The organism is uncultured Zhongshania sp. (assembly GCF_963975605.1).
GTDB lineage: Bacteria > Pseudomonadota > Gammaproteobacteria > Pseudomonadales > Spongiibacteraceae > Spongiibacter > Spongiibacter aquimaris.
Map to the genome: position 1 here is coordinate 96,023 of NZ_CAXBHN010000006.1, position 22,650 is coordinate 118,672.

Sequence of the window (22,650 nt, forward strand, 5' to 3'; positions counted from 1 at the left end):
GCTGCGCCGTCGGCGGAGACGGTGGCAGTGGTGAGTTAATACCGGATAAGGCCGATTTCGAGGCGACACTGCCGCGTGACGACTATCCATAATAAGGAACTACCCCGTTCATGGCTGATATAGCTAAAGAGATTCTGCCGGTAAATATCGAGGACGAGCTAAAGCAGTCCTACCTTGATTATGCAATGAGCGTTATCGTCGGCCGGGCACTGCCCGATGTGCGAGACGGTCTAAAACCAGTTCACCGCCGTGTGCTGTTCGCCATGAGCGAACTCGGCAATGACTGGAATAAAGGCTATAAGAAGTCCGCCCGTGTGGTGGGTGACGTCATTGGTAAATACCACCCGCATGGCGATTCTGCGGTATACGACACCATCGTTCGGATGGCGCAGCCGTTTTCGCTGCGCTATATGCTGGTCGATGGGCAGGGTAACTTCGGTTCTATCGACGGTGATAATGCGGCGGCCATGCGTTATACCGAAATCCGTATGCGTAAAATCGCCCACGAAATTCTCGCCGATCTAGACAAAGAAACCGTGGATTGGGTGCCTAACTACGATGGCACCGAGCAAATTCCGGCGGTGATGCCCACTAAAATTCCCGCGCTATTGATCAATGGTTCCTCGGGTATTGCGGTTGGTATGGCGACCAATATTCCGCCACACAATTTAACCGAAGTCATTAACGGCTGTTTGGCCTTGCTGGACGACCCAGATATTACCGTTGACCAGTTGATGGAGCACATTCCTGGTCCAGACTTCCCAACGGCGGCCATCATCAATGGCCGCGCTGGTATCGTAGAAGCCTATAGAACGGGCCGTGGTCGTATCTATGTTCGCGCCCGCGCTGAAGTCATCGTCGATGAAAAAACCCATCGCGAGACCATTCTTATTCATGAACTGCCTTACCAAGTAAACAAGGCGCGCTTGATTGAGAAGATCGCCGAGCTGGTTAAAGAGAAGAAGATTGAAGGCATTTCTGAACTGCGCGACGAGTCTGATAAAGACGGTATGCGCGTGGTAATAGAAATGAAGCGCGGCGAAAGCGGCGAAGTCATCTTGAATAACCTTTACGCCCAGACCCAATTGCAGAATGTGTTTGGTATTAATATCGTGGCGCTGGTCGATAATCAGCCACGTATTTTAAACCTGAAGCAGCTGCTTGAGTATTTCATTCGCCATCGTCGCGAAGTGGTTACTCGCCGTACCGTGTTCCTATTGCGCAAGGCGCGTGAACGCGGTCATGTGCTGGAAGGTTTGGCGGTTGCGATTTCAAATATTGATGAAATTATTGCCACTATTAAAGCGTCTGCAACCACGCAAGAAGCCAAAGACAGTTTGATCTCGCGCCCTTGGAAATTGGGCGATGTAGCTGGCATGTTAGAGCGCGCTGGCGAAAACGCCTGCCGCCCTGACGATCTTGAAGATCAGTATGGCATGCGCGACGGCCAGTATTATTTGTCGCCTGTGCAAGTTCAGGCGATTCTTGATTTACGTTTGCAAAAACTGACTGGCCTTGAGCACGAAAAGCTATTGGGCGAGTACCAAGAGCGTCTGCTGGAAATAGCAGAATACTTAAATATTCTGGCGAATCCCGATGTGCTTATTGCGGTTATTCGCGGTGAATTAGAGCAAGTGGTTGCCGATTACGGCGATGAGCGTCGCAGTGAAATCGTTGCGTCACAGCTTGACCTTAACCACGAAGATTTAATTCCAGAAGAAGACCGCGTTGTCACTATTTCTAATGGCGGTTATGCCAAGTCGCAGCCCTTAGATACCTACCAAGCCCAGCGCCGTGGCGGTATGGGTAAGTCGGCAACCTCGGTTAAAGATGAAGATTTTGTCGAACATTTATTGGTGGTGAATACCCATACCACGATTTTGTGTTTCTCTAATATCGGTAAAGTATATTGGTTGCGTGCCTACCAAATTCCAGTAGCGGGTCGTAACTCTCGCGGTCGTCCGATGGTGAATTTATTGCCGTTAGACGCAAACGAACGCATCACATCAATTTTGCCGGTTAATGAATACACCGAAGGCTATTTCATCTTTATGGCCACCGGTTTCGGTACCGTGAAAAAGACGCCATTGGAAGCCTTCTCTCGTCAGCGCAGCGTCGGTTTGCGCGCGATTGAACTGGACGAAGGTGATGTGCTGATTGGCACTGCAATCACCAACGGCGAAAATGATATTTTGTTATTAACCAGCGCAGGCAAAGCGGCTAGATTCCCCGAAACGGCTGTTCGCGCGATGGGTCGTACAGCGCGCGGTGTGCGCGGTATTCGTATGGACGAAGATCAGCGCGCTATTGCGATGATTATTCCGCAAGAAGGCGGTCGGGTGCTGACCGTCTCTGAGAACGGTTACGGTAAGCGCACATTAGTAGAAGACTTCCCAGCAAAAGGCCGCGGTAATCGCGGTGTTATCGCCATGGCGATGAGCGAGCGCAACGGGCCGTTGGTCGGTGCGGTTCAGGTCTTCGAGGGCGACGACTTGATGCTGATCAGTGATCAAGGCACTTTGGTGCGTACCCGCACTGACGAAGTCTCGATTCTCAGTCGTAACACCCAGGGTGTTCGGGTTATTCGTTTGAAAGAAGACGAACATCTGGTGGGTGTGCAGCGCGTTGAGGAAGAAGACGAGAAATTGCTGCAGGTCGATGAAGATGCTGACACTGACACTGCGACCACAGACGATGTGATTGCCGGCGAAGCCGCCAGCACTGACGGTGACGATGCAGCGGCGCCTGCGGATGATAGCGGCGAGGAGTAATCCTTGGCACTATCCCCTGTTCTAGCTAAGTAATGAGTAGCGGCGCCGCTGGCGCCGTTTGTTTTTTTGTTTTTTAATCTTTCGGAGTGGCGATTCAAGATGGCGCGTCGTTTTAATTTTTGTGCAGGTCCGGCTTCAATTCCAGAGTCAGTGTTGAAAGAAGCTAGCGAGCAGCTAATGGATTGGCAGGGCCGAGGTTTATCGGTCATGGAAATGAGCCATCGCTCCGATGAAATGGTCGGTATCGCCAACGAGGCGGAAGCCGATTTGCGCGAGCTGATGGGGATTTCTGACGACTACGCGGTGTTGTTCTTGCAGGGCGGCGCCAGCAGTCAGTTCTCTGCTGTGCCGTTAAACCTGATGGGTGAAGGCAAGGTCGTTGATTATGTTAACACCGGCGAATGGTCTAAAAAGGCCATAAAAGAAGCCAAGCGCTACGCCAATGTGAATGTGGTTGCCAGCTCCGAAGACACTAACTTCACAACTATTCCGGCCTTTGACACGTGGAAGCTAAGTGAAGATGCGGCGTATTTGCACTACACGCCAAACGAAACTATTGGCGGTCTGGAGTTTTTCTGGACGCCAGAGAGCAAGGTGCCACTGGTTGCCGATATGTCGTCTACCATTTTGTCGCGTCCAATTGATGTAAATAAATTTGGCTTAATTTACGCTGGCGCACAAAAGAATATTGGGCCTGCGGGTTTGACGATCGTCATTGTTCGCAAAGATTTGCTGGGCAAAGCCAGCTCGATTACGCCGACCATGATGGATTATAAAACCGCCGCCGATAACGATTCTATGTACAACACTCCGCCGACATTGGCGTGGTATTTGGCTGGTTTAGTCTTCAAGTGGCTGAAAGCGCAAGGCGGCTTAGAGGCGATGGAAGTGATTAACCGCCGCAAGGCCGATAAGTTGTATAGCTATATCGACGCCAGTGGTTTTTACAGCAACCCTGTTGAAGTGGCCAGCCGCTCTTTAATGAATATTCCCTTTGTATTGGCTGACGCAAGTTTGGATAAAGCCTTTTTAGCGGGCGCGGAAGAAGCCGGTTTGCTGAATTTGAAAGGTCATCGCTCGGTGGGTGGTATGCGCGCCAGCGTATATAACGCGGTACCAGAAGAAGCGGTAGACGCGCTGATTGCTTACATGAAAGATTTTGCACAACAAAACGGCTGAGATTATGAGCGAATCCAAAACGCCGCCAGTGAGTCTTGATGATTTACGTCAAAGCATCGATAGCATCGATACCCAGATTCATGATCTGCTAAATCGGCGCGCAAGCTGTGCCCAGCAAGTTGCCGAAGTTAAGCTGCGGGAGTTTGCCGCGGCACAGCAATTTGAATCCAATGCCGACAGCAGCAGTTCGCAGCAGCTGTTGTTTTACCGGCCAGAGCGCGAAGCGCAAGTATTGGCGCGGGTAAAGGCGGCGAATAAGGGGCCGCTGGCAGATGACACGGTGGCGTTTATTTTTCGCGAAATTATGTCGGCCTGTTTGGCTCTAGAGAAGCCCATGGAAGTGGCGTATCTGGGGCCGCTGGGTACCTTTAGTCAGGCGGCGGCGCTCAAGCATTTTGGCCATGCTGTTGTCAGCGTGCCACAAGCATCTATTGATGATGTGTTTGCAAAGGTCGCCAATGGCCAGTGTCATTACGGCGTGGTGCCGGTAGAAAATTCTACCGAGGGCATGGTTTCTCACACACTTGACGCGTTTATCAACTCCCCATTAAAAATATGTGGTGAGCTAGAACTGCGTATTCGCTTGCATTTGCTGGTGAGTAAAGACGGCAAAGATAAGCCAATAACGCGGATTTGTGCGCATCAACAGGCTTTGGCACAAAGTCGTCGCTGGTTAGATGCACACTATCCAGGTATTGAACGTTCGGCGGTGAGCAGTAACGGTGAAGCTGCCAGAATGGCGGCGGAAGAAGAGGGCGTTGCCGCTGTTGCCGGTGAGTTGGCTGAGCAGCAGTATGGCTTGACGCAATTGGCGGCAAATATTGAAGACCAGCCTGATAACACAACGCGCTTTTTAATCATTGGTCGTGAAGATGTGGCCGCCAGCGGACGTGATAAAACATCCTTGGTGGTGTCGGCGCGCAACCGTCCCGGCGCATTGTTTAAATTGTTAGAGCCTTTCCAAAAAGCAGACGTGATGCTCACACGCATCGACACGCGACCATCGCGAACTGAGCCGTGGACTTACGTTTTCTTTATTGAGTTTGAAGGCCATCGCGACGATGCCATCATTGTCGATATTCTTAACGATATTGAGCAGCATTCCATTATGTTTAAAGTTTTGGGGTCTTATCCCAAGGCCGCAATTTAATGATGCTGTTTGGCTTAATTTGTGAGGGTAATTCGAGTGGCCTGTGATGTGTTTGCGCTAGCAAATGTCGGTGTTCAGGGTTTGCATCCCTATCAGCCAGGCAAGCCGATAGAAGAGCTCCAGCGTGAGCTGGGCTTGGATAGCGTTGTTAAGCTGGCGAGTAATGAAAATCCTTTGGGACCGTCGCCGTTGGCAATCGCCGCCGCGCAAACAGCGTTAAAGCAGTCACATTTATATCCCGATGCCAGCGGTTTTGAGTTAAAGAAAAAGCTCGCCGCTAAATTGGCTGTGCATGAAAACCAATTTACCCTCGGCAATGGTTCGAACGATGTTTTAGATTTGATTGCCCGCACCTTTCTGAGTGCAGGTAGTTCAGCAGTATTTTCGCAGTACGCTTTTATTGTTTACCCTATTGCGGTTCAGGCCGTCGGCGCACGTGCGATTGTCACGCCAGCCAAGAATTGGGGGCATGACCTTGATGCGATGGCGGCGGCGATTGAGGCAGATACCAAAGTTGTTTTTATCGCCAACCCCAACAACCCGACGGGTAATTATCTTGGTCGCGAGGCCCTGAGTGTGTTTTTGGCCAAAGTGCCTGAACACGTCATTGTCGTTCTCGATGAAGCGTATGTGGAGTTTGCCGGTGTCGACGATTTCCCCGATGGGCTGACGTTTCTTGGCGATTATCCCAATATTATTGTCACACGTACCTTTTCCAAAGCCTATGGCTTGGCTGGACTGAGAATTGGCTACGGCGTGAGCAGTCCGCAAATTGCTGATTTATTAAACCGTGTGCGCGCGCCCTTCAATGTCAGTATTCCGGCGATGTCGGCGGCGGTGGCGGTGTTGGATGATCAGGACTATTTAACTCGCAGTCAGCAGGTCAACAGCGCGGGAATGCTGCAGCTGTGTTCGGGCTTCGATGCGCTGGAATTGGCTTACATTCCCTCGGTAGGAAATTTTGTTGCTCTTGAGTTGCCTTGTGACGCCTTGCCGGTTTATCAAGCCTTATTAAAAGAAGGTGTGATCGTGCGGCCGGTGGGGGTATATCAAATGCCTAAGCATTTAAGAGTTTCAATTGGCTTAGAGCATGAAAATGCGCGTTTTTTAAGCGCACTGCAAAAATTAAAAAGTGAGGGTGTTCTTGATCAATAAGCTCACCATTATTGGCTTGGGGCTGATGGGCGGCTCCCTGGCCAAGGCCTTAAAAGCGCAGGGTGCGGTTGGCGAAGTGGTCGCTACCGGGCGGCGTGCTGAGTCACTCGAGCGCGGATTGCAGCTTGGAGTGATTGATTCCTATACCTTGGATATGGCCGAGGCCGTTGCAGGTGCCGACGTGGTAGTGATTGCCACGCCTACGCTAGTGGCCGAAAAAGTTATGGCCGAATTAGCGCCCTTGATGACGGCTAATATGGTCGTAACTGATGTAGCCAGTGTGAAGGGCAATATTCAGAAAGCGGCGGAGCGAATTTTTGGTGATGTGCCGTCGAATTTTGTGCTCGGTCATCCCATTGCAGGGTCGGAGCAAAGTGGTGTTGAAGCGTCGGCAGTAGACTTGTTTCTTGACCATAGGGTGATCTTGACACCACTCGCAAATACGTCTGACGCTGCGCTATCGCTAATTCGGTCGATGTGGGAAACCTGCGGCGCAGAAGTTGTTTGTATGGATGTTGCCGAGCACGATGCGGTGCTTGCAGCAACCAGTCATCTTCCCCATGTTTTGGCCTATACCCTTGTTGATGCGCTTGCTCAAAACGGCGCTGCGGCGGATATATTTCGTTTTGCGGCCGGTGGTTTTCGGGATTTCACCCGCATCGCATCTAGCGATCCGACCATGTGGCACGATATTGCGCTGGCAAATCGCGACGCCATTTTGCAGGGTATCGATACCTTTGCAGCCCATTTAAATACGGTTCGAGGGGCGATTGCCGACGGCGACGGTGATGTGATTTTAGAAACCTTTGAGCGCGCCAAGCACGCCCGCGATGAACATTTTTTGGGCCAGTATCTCGCTCGGCAAAAAAAGTCCCCTTCATCGTAACTTCATATTTTTCTGATTACCTATAAAGAGAATTTTATCGTGGATTTCTTGTTACAGCCCGGTGGTCAAATGCGCGGCACGGCCCGAGTTCCGGGAGATAAGTCAATCTCGCACCGCTCGATTATGTTAGGGGCGATTGCCGATGGTGTGACCACCGTGGATGGTTTTTTAGAAGGTGAAGATGCGCTGTCGACGTTGAATGCATTCCGGTCAATGGGTGTCGAAATTGAAGGTCCAGAAAATGGCCGAGTGGTCATTCATGGTGTTGGTCGCGACGGCCTAAAGGCGCCGAGCGGCGATGTTTACGTGGGCAATTCCGGTACCTCAATGCGCTTGCTGGCTGGCTTGCTGGCCGGACAGAAGTTCGACGTCACCATGACCGGCGATGTGTCATTAAGTAAGCGTCCAATGGAACGTGTTGCCAAGCCGCTGCGCGATATGGGTGCCGTGGTAGAAACCGCCGAAGGTGGACGTCCGCCATTAACGTTGCGCGGCGGTCAATCTTTGAAAGGTATTGATTATGTGCTGCCGATGGCGAGTGCGCAGGTGAAGTCCTGTGTGCTGTTGGCCGGATTGTATGCCGAGGGCGAAACGCGTACCACGGAACCGGCGCCAACCCGCGACCACAGTGAGCGCATGTTACGCGGCTTTGGCTACGATGTTGAGGTTGATGGGCCGGTTGCCAAGCTGCAGGGCGGCGGACGATTAACAGCGGTACATATAGATGTGCCTGCGGATATCTCCTCGGCTGCCTTCTTTATGGTGGCTGCGAGCATTACACCGAATGCAGATTTAACGCTGGAGCACGTCGGTATTAACCCGACCCGCATTGGCGTGATAAACATTCTGCGCGCGATGGGTGGTGATATTACGGTATTTAATGAGCGCGAAATTGGTGGCGAACCGGTGGCGGATATTCGCATTCGTCACGCGATGCTTAAAGGTATCAATATTCCAGAGGATCAGGTGCCCTTGGCGATCGATGAGTTTCCTGTATTGTTTGTGGCCGCTGCTTGCGCTGAAGGGCAGACGGTATTAACCGGCGCGGAGGAATTGCGGGTGAAGGAAAGCGATCGTATTCAGGTCATGGCTGATGGCTTGCAAGCCATGGGGATCAGCGCCGTGCCGACCGAAGATGGTATCGTTATTCAAGGTGGGCAGATCACCGGTGCAACGGTTGAGAGTCATCACGATCACCGTATCGCCATGTCATTTGCCGTTGCCTCTTTGCGGGCAAGCGAGCTTATTCGAGTGACAGGCTGCGATAATGTGGCGACGTCTTTTCCCAATTTTGTGTCACTGGCCGCAGGGCTGGGTATGAATATAGAAGTGCAGGCATGAGTGATTCAATAGCAGTGCTAGCTGCACCGGTAATTGCCATCGACGGTCCCAGCGGGTCTGGCAAAGGTACCTTGTGTCAAAAATTAGCACGTCACCTCGGCTGGCATTTATTAGATAGCGGCGCCTTGTACCGTTTGGTTGGTATGGCGGCAGATAAACACGGCTGCGCCTTTGATGACGAAGCAGCCATCGCCATATTGGCGGCAAATTTAGACGTTGAATTTGTTGCCGGTGAACCCGGCGAACCGACTCGTGTGCTATTGGAAGGCGCGGACGTTAGTGGCGATTTGCGTACGGAAGTCACCGGCATGCTGGCCTCGAAAGTAGCGGTATTACCTGCTGTGCGCAGTGCCTTGTTGGGTCGTCAGCGCAATTTTGCCAAGGCGCCAGGTTTGGTTGCTGACGGTCGAGACATGGGTACGGTGGTATTCACCACCGCGCCGGTCAAGATATTCTTAACCGCAAGCGCCGAGGAGCGTGCCGAGCGCCGCTACAATCAGTTGAAATCAAGTGGCGATGATGTTAACCTCGCGACCCTTTTAGGGGAGATACGCGCTCGCGATAAGCGTGATTCTGAGCGTGAATTGGCTCCTTTAAAGCCCGCAGACGATGCTGTGCATATTGATAGCAGCGGCTTGGGCATAGATGAAGTGTTTAACCGAGTGTTGACGGAAGTTAACGCTCGTCTTGTTAGTTTGTAAATTGAGACCTTTGCCACGAGCCGAGGTTTTGTTTTCTGGCAAGGCGAAAGCGCACGAACCGTAGCGCAGCGGAGATCACGCACTTGTGCGAGTGACCAGCGGGAACGGTAAATGAGGGAATTTATACTTATAAATGACCGATTGAGTACGTTTTCAACGCCGCCAGAGAATAAAGCAGCAATCGTGCAATGTCTCAAAGACTAACTAAAAACCGTCGCATGCAGCGCAAACACCAGCTGGCGTTGTATTGAGGCAATATGAATTGACCCGTGTAAGCTGGATACACGGCGATACGGTGGCGTTGCCACTATTAAATACTCAGGTAATGACTAATGAGCGAGAGCTTTGCTGATCTATTTGAAGAAAGTTTAAAAACCATTGATATGAAACCCGGTTCAATCGTAACCGGCGTTGTTATTGATTTTGATAGCGATTGGGTAACTGTTCACGCAGGCCTTAAATCTGAAGGTGTTATTCCCCGCGAGCAGTTCTTAAGCGATAGCGGCGAATTTACATTGTCTATCGGTGACGAAGTTCAGGTTGCTCTGGAGTCGGTAGAAGACGGCTTCGGCGAGACCAAACTGTCACGTGAAAAAGCCAAGCGCGCTGAGGCGTGGACTACCCTTGAAGCAGCTTTTGAAGCTGAAGAATCGGTTATTGGTATTATCAATGGCAAGGTTAAAGGTGGTTTTACTGTCGATATCAACAGCATCCGTGCGTTCCTGCCCGGTTCTTTGGTTGATGTTCGTCCGGTTCGCGACACTGCGCACCTAGAAGGCAAAGAGCTTGAATTCAAGGTCATTAAACTGGACCAGAAACGCAATAACGTTGTTGTTTCTCGTCGCGCCGTTCTTGAGAGCGTAAACAGCGAAGAGCGCGAAGCGCTGCTGGAATCTCTGCAAGAAGGTATGGTTGTTAAAGGTATCGTTAAAAACTTGACCGACTACGGTGCATTCGTAGATTTGGGCGGTATTGACGGCCTGTTGCACATCACCGATATGGCTTGGAAGCGTATTAAGCACCCAAGTGAAATCGTTGAAGTGGGTCAAGAAATTGACGTGCGTATCCTTAAGTTCGACCGCGAGCGCAATCGCGTGTCTTTGGGTCTGAAGCAACTTGGCGAAGATCCATGGGTTGCTATCAAAGCGCGCTACCCAGAGAACTCACGCGTTAAAGCTAAGGTCACTAATCTGACTGATTACGGCTGTTTCGCTGAGATCGAAGAAGGCGTTGAAGGTCTGGTTCACGTTTCTGAAATGGATTGGACTAACAAAAACATTCACCCATCTAAAGTGGTTAATGTTGGCGACGAAGTAGAAGTGATGATCCTGGATATCGACGAAGAGCGTCGTCGTATTTCTCTAGGCATCAAACAGTGCCAGCAGAACCCATGGGATGCTTTCGGTGGTCAATTCACCAAAGGCGACAAGATCAAGGGCGCTATCAAGTCTATTACTGACTTCGGTATCTTCATTGGTCTAGATGGCAACATCGACGGTCTGGTTCATTTGTCAGACATTTCTTGGAACGAAACTGGCGAAGAAGCCGTGCGTAAGTTCAAGAAAGGCGACGAGATCGAGACTGTCATTCTGTCTATCGACCCAGAGCGTGAGCGTATTTCTTTAGGTATTAAGCAGCTTGAAGACGACCCGTTCTCTAACTACGTTGCTGAAAACGATAAAGGCGCCATTGTTAATGGTGTAGTTAAAGAAGTCGATGCGAAAGCCGCTATCGTTGTACTGAGCGAAGAAGTGGAAGGCGTATTGAAAGCGTCTGAAATTAGCCGCGATAAAGTAGAAGATGCGCGTAATGTCTTAAAAGTGGGCGATGCTGTTGAAGTTAAAATCATCAGTGTAGATCGCAAAAACCGCGCAATGACCTTGTCTATTAAAGCCAAGGACGTTGATGACGAGAAAGAAGCTGTTAAGTCACTGCGTGAAAAAGAAGTCGAAACTGCTGCTCCTGCAACAATCGGCGACTTGATCAAAGCTCAGATGGAAAATAAAGACTAAGGTCTTTTGACTGAGTCTTAGGTTACGGGCACTTACTTTGAGTAATTGCTCGTAACTATCTGGCTTATATGCAAAAAAATGCTAAGCTAGGCTTGATTGTTGGAAACAACGGGAACAAGCAATGACCAAATCTGAATTAATTGAGTTGATTACCGAGCGTCAGCCGCAGCTGTCTCATAAAGACGTTGAGTTGGCGGTTAAAACCATGATTGAACATATGTCGACGGTTTTAGCGACGGGTGATCGAATAGAGATTCGGGGTTTTGGTAGCTTCTCCCTGCATTATCGGGAGCCTCGCATGGGGCGCAACCCTAAAACCGGTGATACGGTTGAGTTGCCCGGTAAATATGTACCGCATTTTAAGCCGGGTAAAGAATTGCGTGAACGCGTAAATTTGAGCCTAGAGTCAGGCACTTAGTGCTGGTTCGGCTAGCGTTATGATTAAAGAAACGGTATGGTCATTGACCATACCGTTTTTTTTTGGAAAAAGGTTAGATGCGTCTGATCCGTTCAATTTTAGTATTTCTATTACTGCTGCTAGTTTTGGCTTTCGGTCTTTTGTTTACCATCCAAAATGATGTGCTGGTGCCTTTAAATGTCCTTGTTGCTGAGCTTCCTGCGCAGCGCTTGTCTACTTGGGTGATACTGGCATTCTTTGTTGGTGGCTTAGCAGGAGTGGCAGCTAGCTCAATCGTTATTTTGCGTTTACAGGCTTCGCGCCTCCGTTTGCGCCGTCTTTTAAATTCTGAAAAAACTAAACTTGCCCGAAACCAAGTTATAAGTAGTTAATTTGGAATGAGTGCAGAGCTGCTTCAATTTCTATTTATTCTCATCGCGGTTGCCTGCGGCTGGTTACTTGGCTATTGGTATCGTCCAAAGCAAAAATCCAGCAGTATTGATGACAATGCGAGTTCCTATTACAAGGGCTTAAATTATCTGCTCAGCGAGCAGGCTGGCGCAGCGGTAATGACCGTCATCAATGAGTTGCCTGTGAATATCGAAACGCTGCCGACCCACTTGGCACTGGGCAATTTAATGCGCAGTAAAGGTGAGGTCGATGGAGCGATTCGTATCCATCAAAATTTATTGTCGAGACCTAGCTTACCGAAAGATAAGTTGTACCAGGTGCATCTGGAGCTGGCGAGAGACTATATATCTGCAGGCTTGCTAGACCGTGCCGAGCGGTTACTGAGAGATGTTGTTGATGAGTCAACGATATATCGTATGGACGCCCTTGCGCACCTGCAAAACATTTACCAAAGTGAAAAGGAATGGGATCAAGCTATTGCTATTGCGCGCTTGCGTTTACCGCAGCGCCATTGGTTAAAAAAACAAGCCACGCCGACAGCTGACGAAAGGGCGGTCGAGTGCGCCCTGAGCCACTATTATTGCGAAAAAGCTCAGCCCTTGCTCGCTGCTCACAATATTAAATCGGCTTCAAAAGAGCTCGAGATGGCGCGTCGGTATGACAGTAGCAATGTAAGGGCGTATTTGCTGTCAGCTGATGTTGCGATTAGCCAAAAAAAGCCACAGCAAGCATTGGATCTTTTGCATACTGTCATCGAGCGTCAACCCGCGTATGCGAGTGAAGTGTTGCCAATTTTTAGGAAAGCGTTTTCAGGTTTTGGGGATCGTAGCGCTTATCTCGATGCACTCCAGCGTATTGCCGTACAGGTAAATAGTGCCGCCTTTATTATTGAGGCTACTGTCATCATGGCCGAGCGCGATGGCTACGACAAAGCACTCAGTTACCTGTGTGACGCGGCAATGCATCGCCCGACCTTGGCACTGTTGTCGGCTGTGATCGATAGGTCTGAGGAAGACCGCGGGCCGAGCGTGGTATTAGTGCGCCAGCTATTAGATCAGCTTAAGTTTGAGCGTCCCACATACCGGTGTCGACATTGCGGATTTTCGGGTCAAAAACTGCACTGGCTGTGTCCCAGCTGTGAGCAGTGGGGTACCATTGCGCCCATTCGTGGAATACAAGGTGATTAAATTACATTATGGCTGAAAAATCCCCGCTGATTGTTGCGCTGGACTTTGCGGTGCGCTCTGAACTTGATTCTCTGGTTGCCAAACTTGACCCTTCGCTGTGTCGCCTAAAAGTAGGAAAAGAGCTTTTTACTTTATTCGGCCCTGACGTGGTACGAGATCTTCAGCGACGCGGATTTGAGGTTTTTCTGGATTTAAAGTTTCATGATATTCCCAACACCACAGCTGCAGCGGTTGCCGCTGCCGCAGATTTGGGTGTATGGATGGTCAATGTGCACGCCTCGGGTGGCGGAAAAATGATGTCAGCTGCGAAAGCCGCGCTAGCACCTTTTGGTAAGGATGCTCCCTTATTAATTGCAGTAACCGTTTTAACGTCTATGCAAAGTAATGAACTTGGCAGTATTGGGGTTAATGATGACGCGGTCTCGCAGGTGGGGCGCCTTGCTAAATTGACGGCGGATAGTGGTCTAGATGGGGTAGTGTGCTCGGCGCAAGAAGTGTCTATATTGCGCGGCCAAATTCCAGATGATTTTTTACTCGTTACGCCGGGTATTCGACCAGAAGGCAGTGCCCTAGGTGATCAGCAGCGTGTTGCTACACCAAGTGAGGCGATTTCGATGGGTAGCGACTATTTAGTCATTGGTCGTCCCATTACTCGCAGTGCAGATCCTTTGGCGATGTTAAAGCAGATTAATGCTTCGCTCGGCTATTGATATTTAAGCGACCACATTTTTAAAAATAGGGAAATAAATCAAATGGCAGTAATTGATGTTTTTAACGGTGATGCAGACGGTTTGTGCGCCTTGGTTCAGTTGCGCAGCGCAAACCCACAGGACAGTGTGTTGGTTACCGGTGTCAAGCGAGATATAAATTTACTCGACAAAGTGACCGCGCAAGCAGGTGACATTGTGACGGTGTTAGATGTCTCGCTCGATAAAAATCGCGATGGCCTAAATGCCGCCTTGCAGGCTGGAGCAGAGGTGACTTACGTAGATCACCATTTTGCCGGCGACATTCCTGAGCACGCTAATTTAACGGTAAATATTAATCCCGCTTCAGATGTGTGTACCAGTTTATTGGTTAACGGTATGTTAAAAGGGCAGTTCGCCGAGTGGGCAATAGTTGGTGCCTTTGGTGACAACCTTCGTAATAGCGCAATGGCGGTTGCAAAAACCTTAGAGCTAAGTGATGAGGAGTTGCAGCAGTTAGAAAACCTCGGCATCTACCTTAACTACAATGGTTACGGCGCCAGTATCGAAGATTTGCATTTTCCGCCGGCTGAGCTCTATCGTCGTATTGCGCCATTTGCCAGCCCGCGACAGTTTATGAAAGAGGCGGCAGAGACCTTTTCTCAGTTAGAAGAAGGCTATAACAATGATATGCGTGCGGCGGCGCAATTACCTGCTGTTCATGCAGATGAAGTAAGTGCAGTATTTATTCTTCCGGATGAGCGCTGGGCGCGACGGGTCAGTGGAGTTTACAGTAATGATTTGGCCAATGATTTTCCGGATCGTGCGCACGCTGTATTAACTGAAAAAAATAATGGTAACTATCTAGTAAGTATTCGCGCGCCGCTTAATAATAAGCGTGGCGCAGACGAATTTTGCCGGCAATTTCCAACAGGTGGTGGTCGAGCCGCCGCTGCTGGCATAAATGATTTACCGGTAACAAGTCTTAATACGTTTGTTGAGAAATTCCAAGAGTTCTATCGGAGCTTATCGAACTAATATGTTCACCCTTGATGCATGGATTGCCCTGAGTGTTATTGCAGGTTGTTTACTGGCGTTGATTTTTACCCGGCGGCCACCCGATATTATTTTGTGCGGTGGTGTTGTGATTTTACTCTTGCTTGGTGTTCTCACGCCCAAAGAAGCGTTGGCGGGTATGGCTAATGAGGGTATGGTCACTGTCGGTATATTATTTATTGTAGCGCAGGCGCTGTCTGAAACCGGTGCAGTGAGTTGGATTTCCCTGAATGTATTGGGCCGTCCAAAGTCCGTGCGCATGGCTCAGTTTCGGCTAATGGCGCCGGTCGCAGCATTTAGCTCGATATTAAATAATACGCCCGTGGTGGCGATGATGATTCCCGCAGTGCGAGATTGGGCCAAGCGCAATAATTTGCCGGTATCGCAGTTGATGATTCCCCTGAGCTATGCGGCCATTGTCGGCGGTACATGCACCTTGGTGGGAACCAGTACCAACCTGGTTGTTAACGGCATGATGTTGGATAGCTTGCCCGAGCAAACGTTGGGCATGTTTGATTTAGCGTGGGTTGGTTTACCCTGTGCGATTTTGGTTGTCGCGTTTACCATCGTAACCAGCCGCTATTTGTTGCCGACGAGCAACGGTAAGGCAGAACGGTTTGGTGACACCCGTCAGTATATTATCGAAATGTTAGTTGAGCCCGGCAGTCCAATGATTGGGCAATCTATTGAGCAGGCTGGCTTGCGGCAGTTACCGGCGATGTTCTTAATTGAGATTGTCCGCGACGAACGATTGATGACGGTAGTCTCGCCCAAAGAAATTCTTATGGGTGGCGATCGGTTGATCTTTGCTGGAGATGTGCGCTCGGTTGTCGACTTGAAAAACTTTCATGGTCTAAGGTTGGCTGAGGACCAGGCCTTCAAACTTGGCGATAATAATTTATCTCGCTGCTTAGTCGAAGTCGTGATATCACCCAACTTCCCCCATTTAAGTCGACCGGTGCGCGAAATGCGTTTTCGCAATAATTACGGTGCGGCGATTATCGCTATCTCTCGTAATGGCGAGCACCTCAAGGGACGAATTGGTGATCTTGAGTTAGAGCCAGGTGATACCTTGTTGCTTGAGGCCTATGAGGACTTTGTTCCCAATCAGCGTTACTCGCGTGATTTCTTGCTGGTCAGTGCTATCGAGAATTCACGCCCTGTGCGTCACGAGCATCGTGGCCGTGCTGGCATCATCATGGTCGCAATGGTGTTGGTGGTGGCAGTAGGTTGGCTATCAATGTTAAAGGCGGCTTTCTTAGCTGCGGGTTTAATGGTCGCGACCAGATGTATTCGTGCTGCTGATGCAAGGCGTAGCGTTGATTGGCAGATCTTGTTGGTTATTGCCGCGTCTATCGCCCTGGGTGGATCATTGGAGTCCACGGGGGCGGCTTCGGTCATTGCTGGTAGTATCGTCGGCGCGGCTGCCGGGTCCCCTATGGCGACATTGGCGGCTATTTTTATTGTAACAACGCTATTTTCTGCGGTCATTTCTAATTTGGCCGCTGCGGTGATTGTCTTCCCTATTGCCTTGGCCGCGAGTCAGCAGCTCGAGGTAAGTATGCTGCCGTTCGCTGTGACTTTGATGATGGCGGCGTCGGCCAGTTTTGCGACGCCTATCGGATACCAAACCAACCTAATGGTCTATGGTCCTGGGGATTATCGATTTAGTGACTTCTTTAAGATGGGAATACCGCTCACCTTTATAGTCGGATTGGGAACGGTACTTATCGCTCCTTTAGTGTGGCCGTTCTGATTTACTCACATTGAGCTTCGGCGAGCTGCGACCATTGGTTGTGGCTTCGAAGCTCTGCTTGATCGACAATAATTACCGACACTTTTTGGCTAGAGAAACCATTCGCTCCGAGAAACCTGCACACCTGTTTGGCATATTTTTTTTCATTGACGGCGCCTTTGGCGACAGCAATTAAGAGTGCGTTGTGTTTTACCCAAATAGCATCGCTACCCGGGAAGCCGACGGCGCCTTCAAGTGCGCGCTCGATTTTTTTGTGCGCTGAACTGAAATCACGGGTCTGCGCGTATAAATGGTTGCTAAGAAGCAGTGTAAGAATCGTTGCACTGAAGGTAAATCGCGCTTTCATATGGTTTGTCCGTTGTTAGCTAGATCCATTTCGCATCTCATCTATTTAATCATGACATGGGTGCAGTATAGCCTGTCTCGTCTTTGTTTAATTTGGAGTTTGTTCAGACGAAAAAAAGGGCCTATGTTTGCACATAAGCCCTTTTAGATTTGGCTCCGCCTGCTGGGCTCGAACCAGCGACCCAATGATTAACAGTCATTTGCTCTACCAACTGAGCTAAGGCGGAACAGCTTTAACAGCTGAGGCCGCGCATATTAAGGATGTTTCTTGGGGTCGTCAACCCCTGAGGTGAGAATTTCTTGTTTTGGTGATTTTGTGAGCAATTTCCGCTGTTTAGCACGTTTATTATGAGTGGTGAGCTGCTTTGCAGCAGGGGGCGCTGCACGTTAAGATGGGGGTTTTGCTGCGGTCAAGTTTATGAGTAAGCCATTTCAGGTTGTGTCGAAATTTGCTCCTGCAGGGGACCAGCCAGCGGCGATTGCCGGTTTAGTCGAGGGCATCAATGCGGGTTTGCACGCACAGACTTTACTAGGTGTGACCGGGTCAGGTAAAACCTTTACGATTGCAAACGTTATCCAATCAGTCCAGCGCCCAACCATTGTAATGGCGCCCAATAAAACCTTAGCTGCACAGCTGTATGGCGAGTTTAAAGAGTTCTTCCCCAATAATTCGGTTGAGTATTTTGTGTCGTACTACGACTACTATCAACCCGAGGCCTATGTTCCCGCTTCAGACACGTTTATTGAGAAAGATGCGTCGATTAATGACCACATTGAGCAAATGCGATTGTCGGCAACTAAGGCGTTAATGGAGCGCTCCGACGCGATTATTGTGGCGTCGGTATCCGCAATTTACGGTTTAGGTGATCCAGAGCAGTATTTCAAAATGATCTTGCACTTAGTGCGTGGCGAGCGCATTGATCAGCGCAAGCTTCTTCGCCGTTTAGCAGAGCTGCAATACACTCGCAATGACATTGCCTTTCAGCGTGGCACTTATCGTGTCCGTGGCGATGTGATTGATATTTTCCCTGCCGAGAGTGATAAGAATGCAGTTCGGGTAGAGCTGTTTGATGACGAAATAGAGTCAATTACAGGATTTGACCCCCTCACCGGAGAATCCTACGGCAAATATCCACGCATCACCATTTATCCCAAGAGCCATTACGTAACACCGCGCGAAACTTTGTTAAAAGCGGTCGACTTCATTGAAGAGGAGCTCGTCGAGCGCTTGGAGCACCTGCGCAGCAATGAGTTGCTAGTTGAAGCCCAGCGTCTTGAGCAGCGCACCCGCTACGATATTGAGATGATTCGCGAGTTAGGCTATTGCAACGGAATCGAAAACTACTCGCGCTATTTATCTGGTCGAGATCCTGGCGAGGCACCGCCGACTCTCTTTGATTATTTGCCCGAAAATGCCTTAGTCGTGATTGACGAATCCCACGTGACTATTCCGCAGATAGGCGCGATGTATAAGGGCGATAGATCTCGCAAAGAAACCTTAGTCCAATATGGCTTTCGTTTGCCGTCGGCGCTCGATAATCGGCCGATGAAATTTGATGAGTGGGAGCGCTTGGTACCACAAATTATTTTAGTCTCTGCCACGCCCGGGAATTACGAGGCAGAGAATTCCGCCCGCGTTGTTGAGCAGGTGGTAAGGCCGACGGGCTTGATTGACCCAGAGATAGAAGTGCGGCCGGCGAGTACTCAGGTAGATGATTTACTGTCAGAGATTGTATTGCGCACGGCGGTCGGCGATCGCGTGCTGGTGACGACGTTAACGAAACGCATGGCGGAAGACCTGTCTGAGTATTTGGATGAGCACGGCGTAAAGGTCCGCTATTTGCACTCGGATATAGATACCGTCGAGCGGGTTGAGATAATTCGTGATCTGCGCCTGGGTAAGTTTGATGTCTTGGTGGGAATAAACCTGCTGCGCGAAGGTTTGGATATGCCAGAGGTCTCGCTAGTTGCCATTTTAGACGCGGACAAAGAGGGCTTTTTGCGATCCGAGCGCTCACTGATTCAAACCATTGGCCGTGCTGCGCGAAACTTGAATGGCAAGGCGATTCTATATGGCGACCGAATTACTGGGTCTATGCAGCGAGCCATAGACGAGACCACTCGACGTCGTGAAAAGCAGATAGCGCATAACCTCAAAAATAATATCATTCCCATTGGCGTTATAAAGTCAGTGGAAGATATTCTCGACGCCGGCGCGATACCGGGCTCCAAGAAAAAGCAGCGTGGCAATGTTCAGAAGGTTGCTGAGCCTTCAGGTGACTATTTGTTAGACGCAGCAGGTATGTCGAATGCCGAGTTGGCAAAACTGCTGAAAACCCTAGAGCAAGATATGCAGAAGCACGCTAAGAATCTTGAGTTTGAAGCGGCGGCGAATGTAAGGGATAAATTGTCAGAGATAAAACAGCGCTTCTTTGCTAGCTGAATCGGCCATGTATTAATCTGGGTTAAAACCTTGTGCTGATGTAAGCGCGTGATTATAATGCGCGTCCTTGTTAGGCAAGCGATTCGACGATTGCCAGCACGCTTTGTACGACCGTAGCTCAGTTGGTTAGAGCATCACCTTGACATGGTGGGGGTCGGTGGTTCGAATCCACTCGGTCGTACCAATTCGTTTAATCCTCAGTAGAGGCTGCCGCTGCATCAGCGACAGAAGAACATGCCTCCCACACAAACGTTACCGTCGAGCAAATAAGCTACTTCGTGTTCTTGCTCACCGGATTCATACTCTACAGCCACTAACAGCCGTCCGTCTGGACACTCCAGCTTACCGTCGTCGCGCAGGGCTATGCCCCATGAAAAATCGACTTCCCTGCCTGGTTCATAGCGTATCGCTTTACCGCCGGGCTTGATGACCATTCGCGTGCCTGACTCGCCCTTGGGTGCGTTTCTAAACCAGTAGGTTCCCGCAATAGAAGGGGAGATGTCGGTGCTCAGCTTAACGCTTGTGCCGTTAACAACGGTGGTGCGGGTGCGGTTTGATGTGAGCTTAAAACTGCTACACAGCGGCGCTGCCGTTTTCGGCTTCGCGGTACCTGAAATGCCAGCACTATTAGATCCCGACGCCGGTGAGGGTATCATGGTGTTTGGGCCTGTCGAATTGCCTGGTGCTCGCGAGGACATCGCCGTGCTAGAACCGTTTGCTGACGCCGCAGAAATCGGCTTCTGAGCGGCTTCGTAAGCAGCCACCTTTTGGTCTACGATGGCTTGTAATTCCCTATTTCCTTCTCGAAAAATTTCGTCCACCGAGCGGTTGTCGCCATAGCGGGACTGCATGCTCGCCAAGTTGTCTGTAGAACCGCTCAGTACGTCTTTGCTGTACGCGGTGATAAATTCTGACTTGGCATCTGCTGGCATATCCGCTGAGTTTGCGAGCGCAGCGCCCGCTGCCAGCGCAAAGACTTTATCCCAAGGCATTCTGTTTTTTGCCTTGCGCGCTTGCTCCTGCTCTTTTCGACGTTTTGTACGTTCTTTACGCTCTTGGTAGCGTTCATATTGTGCGACCTCAGCTTGGTACTCCTGGTATATTTTTTCGATAGTTGGCTTATCAGAGGGCATCATATCCAGAGGTTCGGCCACCGCATATTCGCGTTGCACATAAATACCTGTCTCGCTCTCCTTACCAAGAGTTACTGTGCCGACAAAGAACAGGTTAAACGCGTCTTTCATTTCGATAGGGCCACTGCCTTGGAGGTCGTCACGACCAGCCGAGCCAACAGTGGGGATGGCGATAAAATCACCCTGCAAGGTCACGCCGCTAGCAAAGTAATAGGTGCCGGAATCCGGTAGCGGTATGATCTTTTTGGTAAAGGGGTGTTGGTAGTGTTTAAACGTGCCGACAAAATAATCAGGATCCCCGTAGTATGCGTCGCTAGAACGAAGAAAACCCTCAAGAATAAGGCCTTGCTCATCGTAAATCGATCGGAACTGTTGGCCGCGATAAGTCACCGTGTATTCCCCAGCCACAGGTCTGCCCTGCTGCCAACGGCCATGGTAGCTAAGGTTGCCATCACGGGTCTGCTTGGTGCCTACACCATTGATACAATCACCCCGGACACACAGATCGTGTTCTGGGCAGGCAAACTCACCGTTGACCACACTGATTTTACACCGGTCCACAGGCATGGCGAGGGGCACGTAAGCCCAATGCTCAACATAGTGTCGAACAGCAATGGTTTTGGCCATACTCGGGGCTGCCAGTAATAGCAAAGCAAACGCCGTTATTAACGTGCCGCGAATTCGATAAATAGTCATTCTTAAAAGGTCTCACAGTTGGCTTTTTCAACCACGATACCCGCCTCATAGCAGGTGTTCGGTCCATCGCTTATCTCATATAAGCCGTGAATTTGCCCATTCTTCATCCGTAACACGCTTTTGAGTTCCGCGGCGTCGTAGCTGAGTATCTTCTTGCGTTGCTCATCAATATGGGTCACTACCATAGTGGTAAACTTACCGCTGATATCAGCGAGGTCGACGATCGAGACAGTGTCACGCTTACCCTCTATATTACTAGGGTAAGAAAGTACCGCGCTGAAGGTAAACCTCGGCTTCATGAAATCCTCTTTCATATCTGCGGCGTATTGGTCACCCGCGGCAGCCTCCTCTGAAGCCTCGTCCAAAAATGTTGAGGAAACCGTTTGAAATTTTCCATAGCCCAAAACAAAGTGGCGCTGATTATTCACTTGGGTGCGCTGCCAATCTTCCTGAATGCCGATGTGATCTTTCTCCCCCATATTAGCTTCGCGCTGTTGAATAGAGTGAAGATAATGGTCGGACTGTTTCCAGCTTCGGCATTGCCCAATTGGGGTATAGACCTCATAAACAACATAGCCGTTAACGAAGGTCGTCTTTGGCGCCGAACGTGCTGACGCCATCAGTGAGCGTTTCTTGCCGCTCTTTGGCGTTGTTATATTTGGGTCTGGAGCATCGACATTGCCACACAATTCGTAACTTGATAGATCGGTATTCAAATGATTTTCAGGCCTCGCTGTTTCACGGTTCGCGAGAAATTCCGCTTTTAAGTCTTCATAACCGGGCAGATTGAGTGCGGGCAGCGAATAGTCAAATGTCGTTGGTTTCATCGCGTCCTTGTATTCTTGGTAGATCGGAGCGGGAGGCATTCGATAGACGCAGGCGGCTGTTACTAGTGTGGTAGAAATTAAAAACGGTATCGACAAGGTGCGATTCAACAATGTCTGCGTCAATGTAGGATCCTCGGCAAGGCAATGAGTCGGGGGTATTAAAATTTGTTTTATACAACAAGCGCTATGGTGGGCGCGTGACTACTACGAAGAAGCTGAATGGAAAAGCCAGAAAAACGGGGTAGATAGCTGCATAATTATTTATCTGGGTTCAAGATAAATAATCTGGCTTTCTACTGCAAGTCCTAGTGGGGAGTGTATTAGTTGTATGCGCTTGGTTATGTTACTGGCTACTCAAAAATCCTTCAGTCATGTTTAGCAACAAACTGTTATACTCGCCACAGTATTTTTAATACTCAGCCAGCCTCGGAAAAGGGATTCCCGACTCGCTTAATTGCTTTGTTATAAGTCGGGAATACACCAATTAAATTAGCGCTATTTACTAAGGGCTTTTCCGC

18 protein-coding genes and 2 tRNA genes are annotated in these 22,650 nt (G+C 49.9%); 16 read left to right on the top strand and 4 right to left on the bottom strand.

Going from position 1 to position 22,650, the window contains the following annotated elements; all coding sequences use genetic code 11:
- The first annotated feature begins 110 nt into the window (after nt 1-110).
- The 14 genes from gyrA (at nt 111) to AAC007_RS07845 (ending at nt 16,688) form a co-directional block, all read left to right on the top strand.
- The gene (gene gyrA / locus AAC007_RS07780; RefSeq protein WP_295871120.1) at nt 111-2,771 is read left to right on the top strand and encodes a DNA gyrase subunit A; all 2,661 of its coding nucleotides are present in this window, start codon (nt 111-113) and stop codon (nt 2,769-2,771) included.
- A gap of 99 nt (nt 2,772-2,870) precedes the next feature.
- On the top strand, nt 2,871-3,950 hold the full coding sequence (gene serC / locus AAC007_RS07785; RefSeq protein WP_339675759.1) for a 3-phosphoserine/phosphohydroxythreonine transaminase: 1,080 nt from the start codon (nt 2,871-2,873) through the stop codon (nt 3,948-3,950).
- Nucleotides 3,951-3,954: 4 nt separating this feature from the next.
- The gene (gene pheA, locus AAC007_RS07790) at nt 3,955-5,100 is read left to right on the top strand and encodes a prephenate dehydratase (protein ID WP_339675762.1); all 1,146 of its coding nucleotides are present in this window, start codon (nt 3,955-3,957) and stop codon (nt 5,098-5,100) included.
- 21 nt (nt 5,101-5,121) lie between these two features.
- Nucleotides 5,122-6,255, top strand: coding sequence for a histidinol-phosphate transaminase (hisC, locus tag AAC007_RS07795; protein ID WP_339675765.1), 1,134 nt, complete (start codon nt 5,122-5,124; stop codon nt 6,253-6,255).
- Complete coding sequence (locus AAC007_RS07800; protein ID WP_339675768.1) at nt 6,239-7,141, top strand: prephenate dehydrogenase/arogenate dehydrogenase family protein; 903 nt, start codon at nt 6,239-6,241, stop codon at nt 7,139-7,141. The genes hisC and AAC007_RS07800 overlap by 17 nt, the downstream gene beginning before the upstream one ends.
- A gap of 39 nt (nt 7,142-7,180) precedes the next feature.
- On the top strand, nt 7,181-8,482 hold the full coding sequence (aroA, locus tag AAC007_RS07805) for a 3-phosphoshikimate 1-carboxyvinyltransferase (protein WP_339675769.1): 1,302 nt from the start codon (nt 7,181-7,183) through the stop codon (nt 8,480-8,482).
- Complete coding sequence (gene cmk, locus AAC007_RS07810; RefSeq protein WP_339675771.1) at nt 8,479-9,183, top strand: (d)CMP kinase; 705 nt, start codon at nt 8,479-8,481, stop codon at nt 9,181-9,183. Before aroA ends, cmk begins: the two co-directional genes overlap by 4 nt.
- Before the next feature lie 332 nt (nt 9,184-9,515).
- Nucleotides 9,516-11,195, top strand: coding sequence for a 30S ribosomal protein S1 (gene rpsA / locus AAC007_RS07815; protein WP_219041931.1), 1,680 nt, complete (start codon nt 9,516-9,518; stop codon nt 11,193-11,195).
- A 121-nt stretch (nt 11,196-11,316) separates the two neighbouring features.
- Nucleotides 11,317-11,613: an integration host factor subunit beta gene (gene ihfB / locus AAC007_RS07820; protein ID WP_219041930.1), complete on the top strand. Its 297-nt coding sequence runs from the start codon at nt 11,317-11,319 to the stop codon at nt 11,611-11,613.
- A gap of 77 nt (nt 11,614-11,690) precedes the next feature.
- Nucleotides 11,691-11,984, top strand: coding sequence for a lipopolysaccharide assembly protein LapA domain-containing protein (locus tag AAC007_RS07825; protein ID WP_219041929.1), 294 nt, complete (start codon nt 11,691-11,693; stop codon nt 11,982-11,984).
- Nucleotides 11,985-11,990: 6 nt separating this feature from the next.
- Nucleotides 11,991-13,190 (top strand): lipopolysaccharide assembly protein LapB, encoded by a 1,200-nt coding sequence (locus AAC007_RS07830; protein ID WP_339675775.1) that lies wholly within the window; start codon nt 11,991-11,993, stop codon nt 13,188-13,190.
- Between the two features lie 8 nt (nt 13,191-13,198).
- A complete protein-coding gene (gene pyrF / locus AAC007_RS07835) occupies nt 13,199-13,900 on the top strand; it encodes an orotidine-5'-phosphate decarboxylase (protein ID WP_339675777.1) in 702 nt (233 codons plus the stop codon).
- 42 nt (nt 13,901-13,942) lie between these two features.
- Nucleotides 13,943-14,914, top strand: coding sequence for a DHH family phosphoesterase (locus AAC007_RS07840; protein WP_295871148.1), 972 nt, complete (start codon nt 13,943-13,945; stop codon nt 14,912-14,914).
- A 1-nt stretch (nt 14,915) separates the two neighbouring features.
- Nucleotides 14,916-16,688, top strand: a complete 1,773-nt coding sequence (locus AAC007_RS07845) for an SLC13 family permease (protein ID WP_339675778.1) — start codon at nt 14,916-14,918, stop codon at nt 16,686-16,688.
- A 1-nt stretch (nt 16,689) separates the two neighbouring features.
- On the opposite strand, the gene AAC007_RS07850 is transcribed toward AAC007_RS07845, so the two are convergent.
- Both AAC007_RS07850 and AAC007_RS07855 read right to left on the bottom strand, forming a co-directional pair.
- Nucleotides 16,690-17,034 carry a hypothetical protein gene (locus tag AAC007_RS07850; RefSeq protein WP_296434843.1) on the bottom strand — a complete coding sequence of 115 codons (345 nt, stop codon included), beginning with the start codon at nt 17,032-17,034 and terminating at the stop codon, nt 16,690-16,692.
- 150 nt (nt 17,035-17,184) lie between these two features.
- Nucleotides 17,185-17,260 (bottom strand) — tRNA-Asn (locus tag AAC007_RS07855).
- A gap of 191 nt (nt 17,261-17,451) precedes the next feature.
- On the opposite strand from AAC007_RS07855, the gene uvrB reads away from it, so the two are divergent.
- Both uvrB and AAC007_RS07865 read left to right on the top strand, forming a co-directional pair.
- The gene (gene uvrB / locus AAC007_RS07860) at nt 17,452-19,476 is read left to right on the top strand and encodes an excinuclease ABC subunit UvrB (protein ID WP_219041923.1); all 2,025 of its coding nucleotides are present in this window, start codon (nt 17,452-17,454) and stop codon (nt 19,474-19,476) included.
- Between the two features lie 107 nt (nt 19,477-19,583).
- Nucleotides 19,584-19,660 (top strand) — tRNA-Val (locus tag AAC007_RS07865).
- A 34-nt stretch (nt 19,661-19,694) separates the two neighbouring features.
- Here the strand turns inward: AAC007_RS07865 and AAC007_RS07870 are convergent.
- Together AAC007_RS07870 and AAC007_RS07875 are read right to left on the bottom strand one after the other, a co-directional pair.
- Complete coding sequence (locus tag AAC007_RS07870) at nt 19,695-21,305, bottom strand: hypothetical protein (RefSeq protein WP_339675781.1); 1,611 nt, start codon at nt 21,303-21,305, stop codon at nt 19,695-19,697.
- 2 nt (nt 21,306-21,307) lie between these two features.
- Complete coding sequence (locus AAC007_RS07875) at nt 21,308-22,255, bottom strand: hypothetical protein (protein ID WP_339675783.1); 948 nt, start codon at nt 22,253-22,255, stop codon at nt 21,308-21,310.
- Nucleotides 22,256-22,650 lie beyond the last annotated feature (395 nt).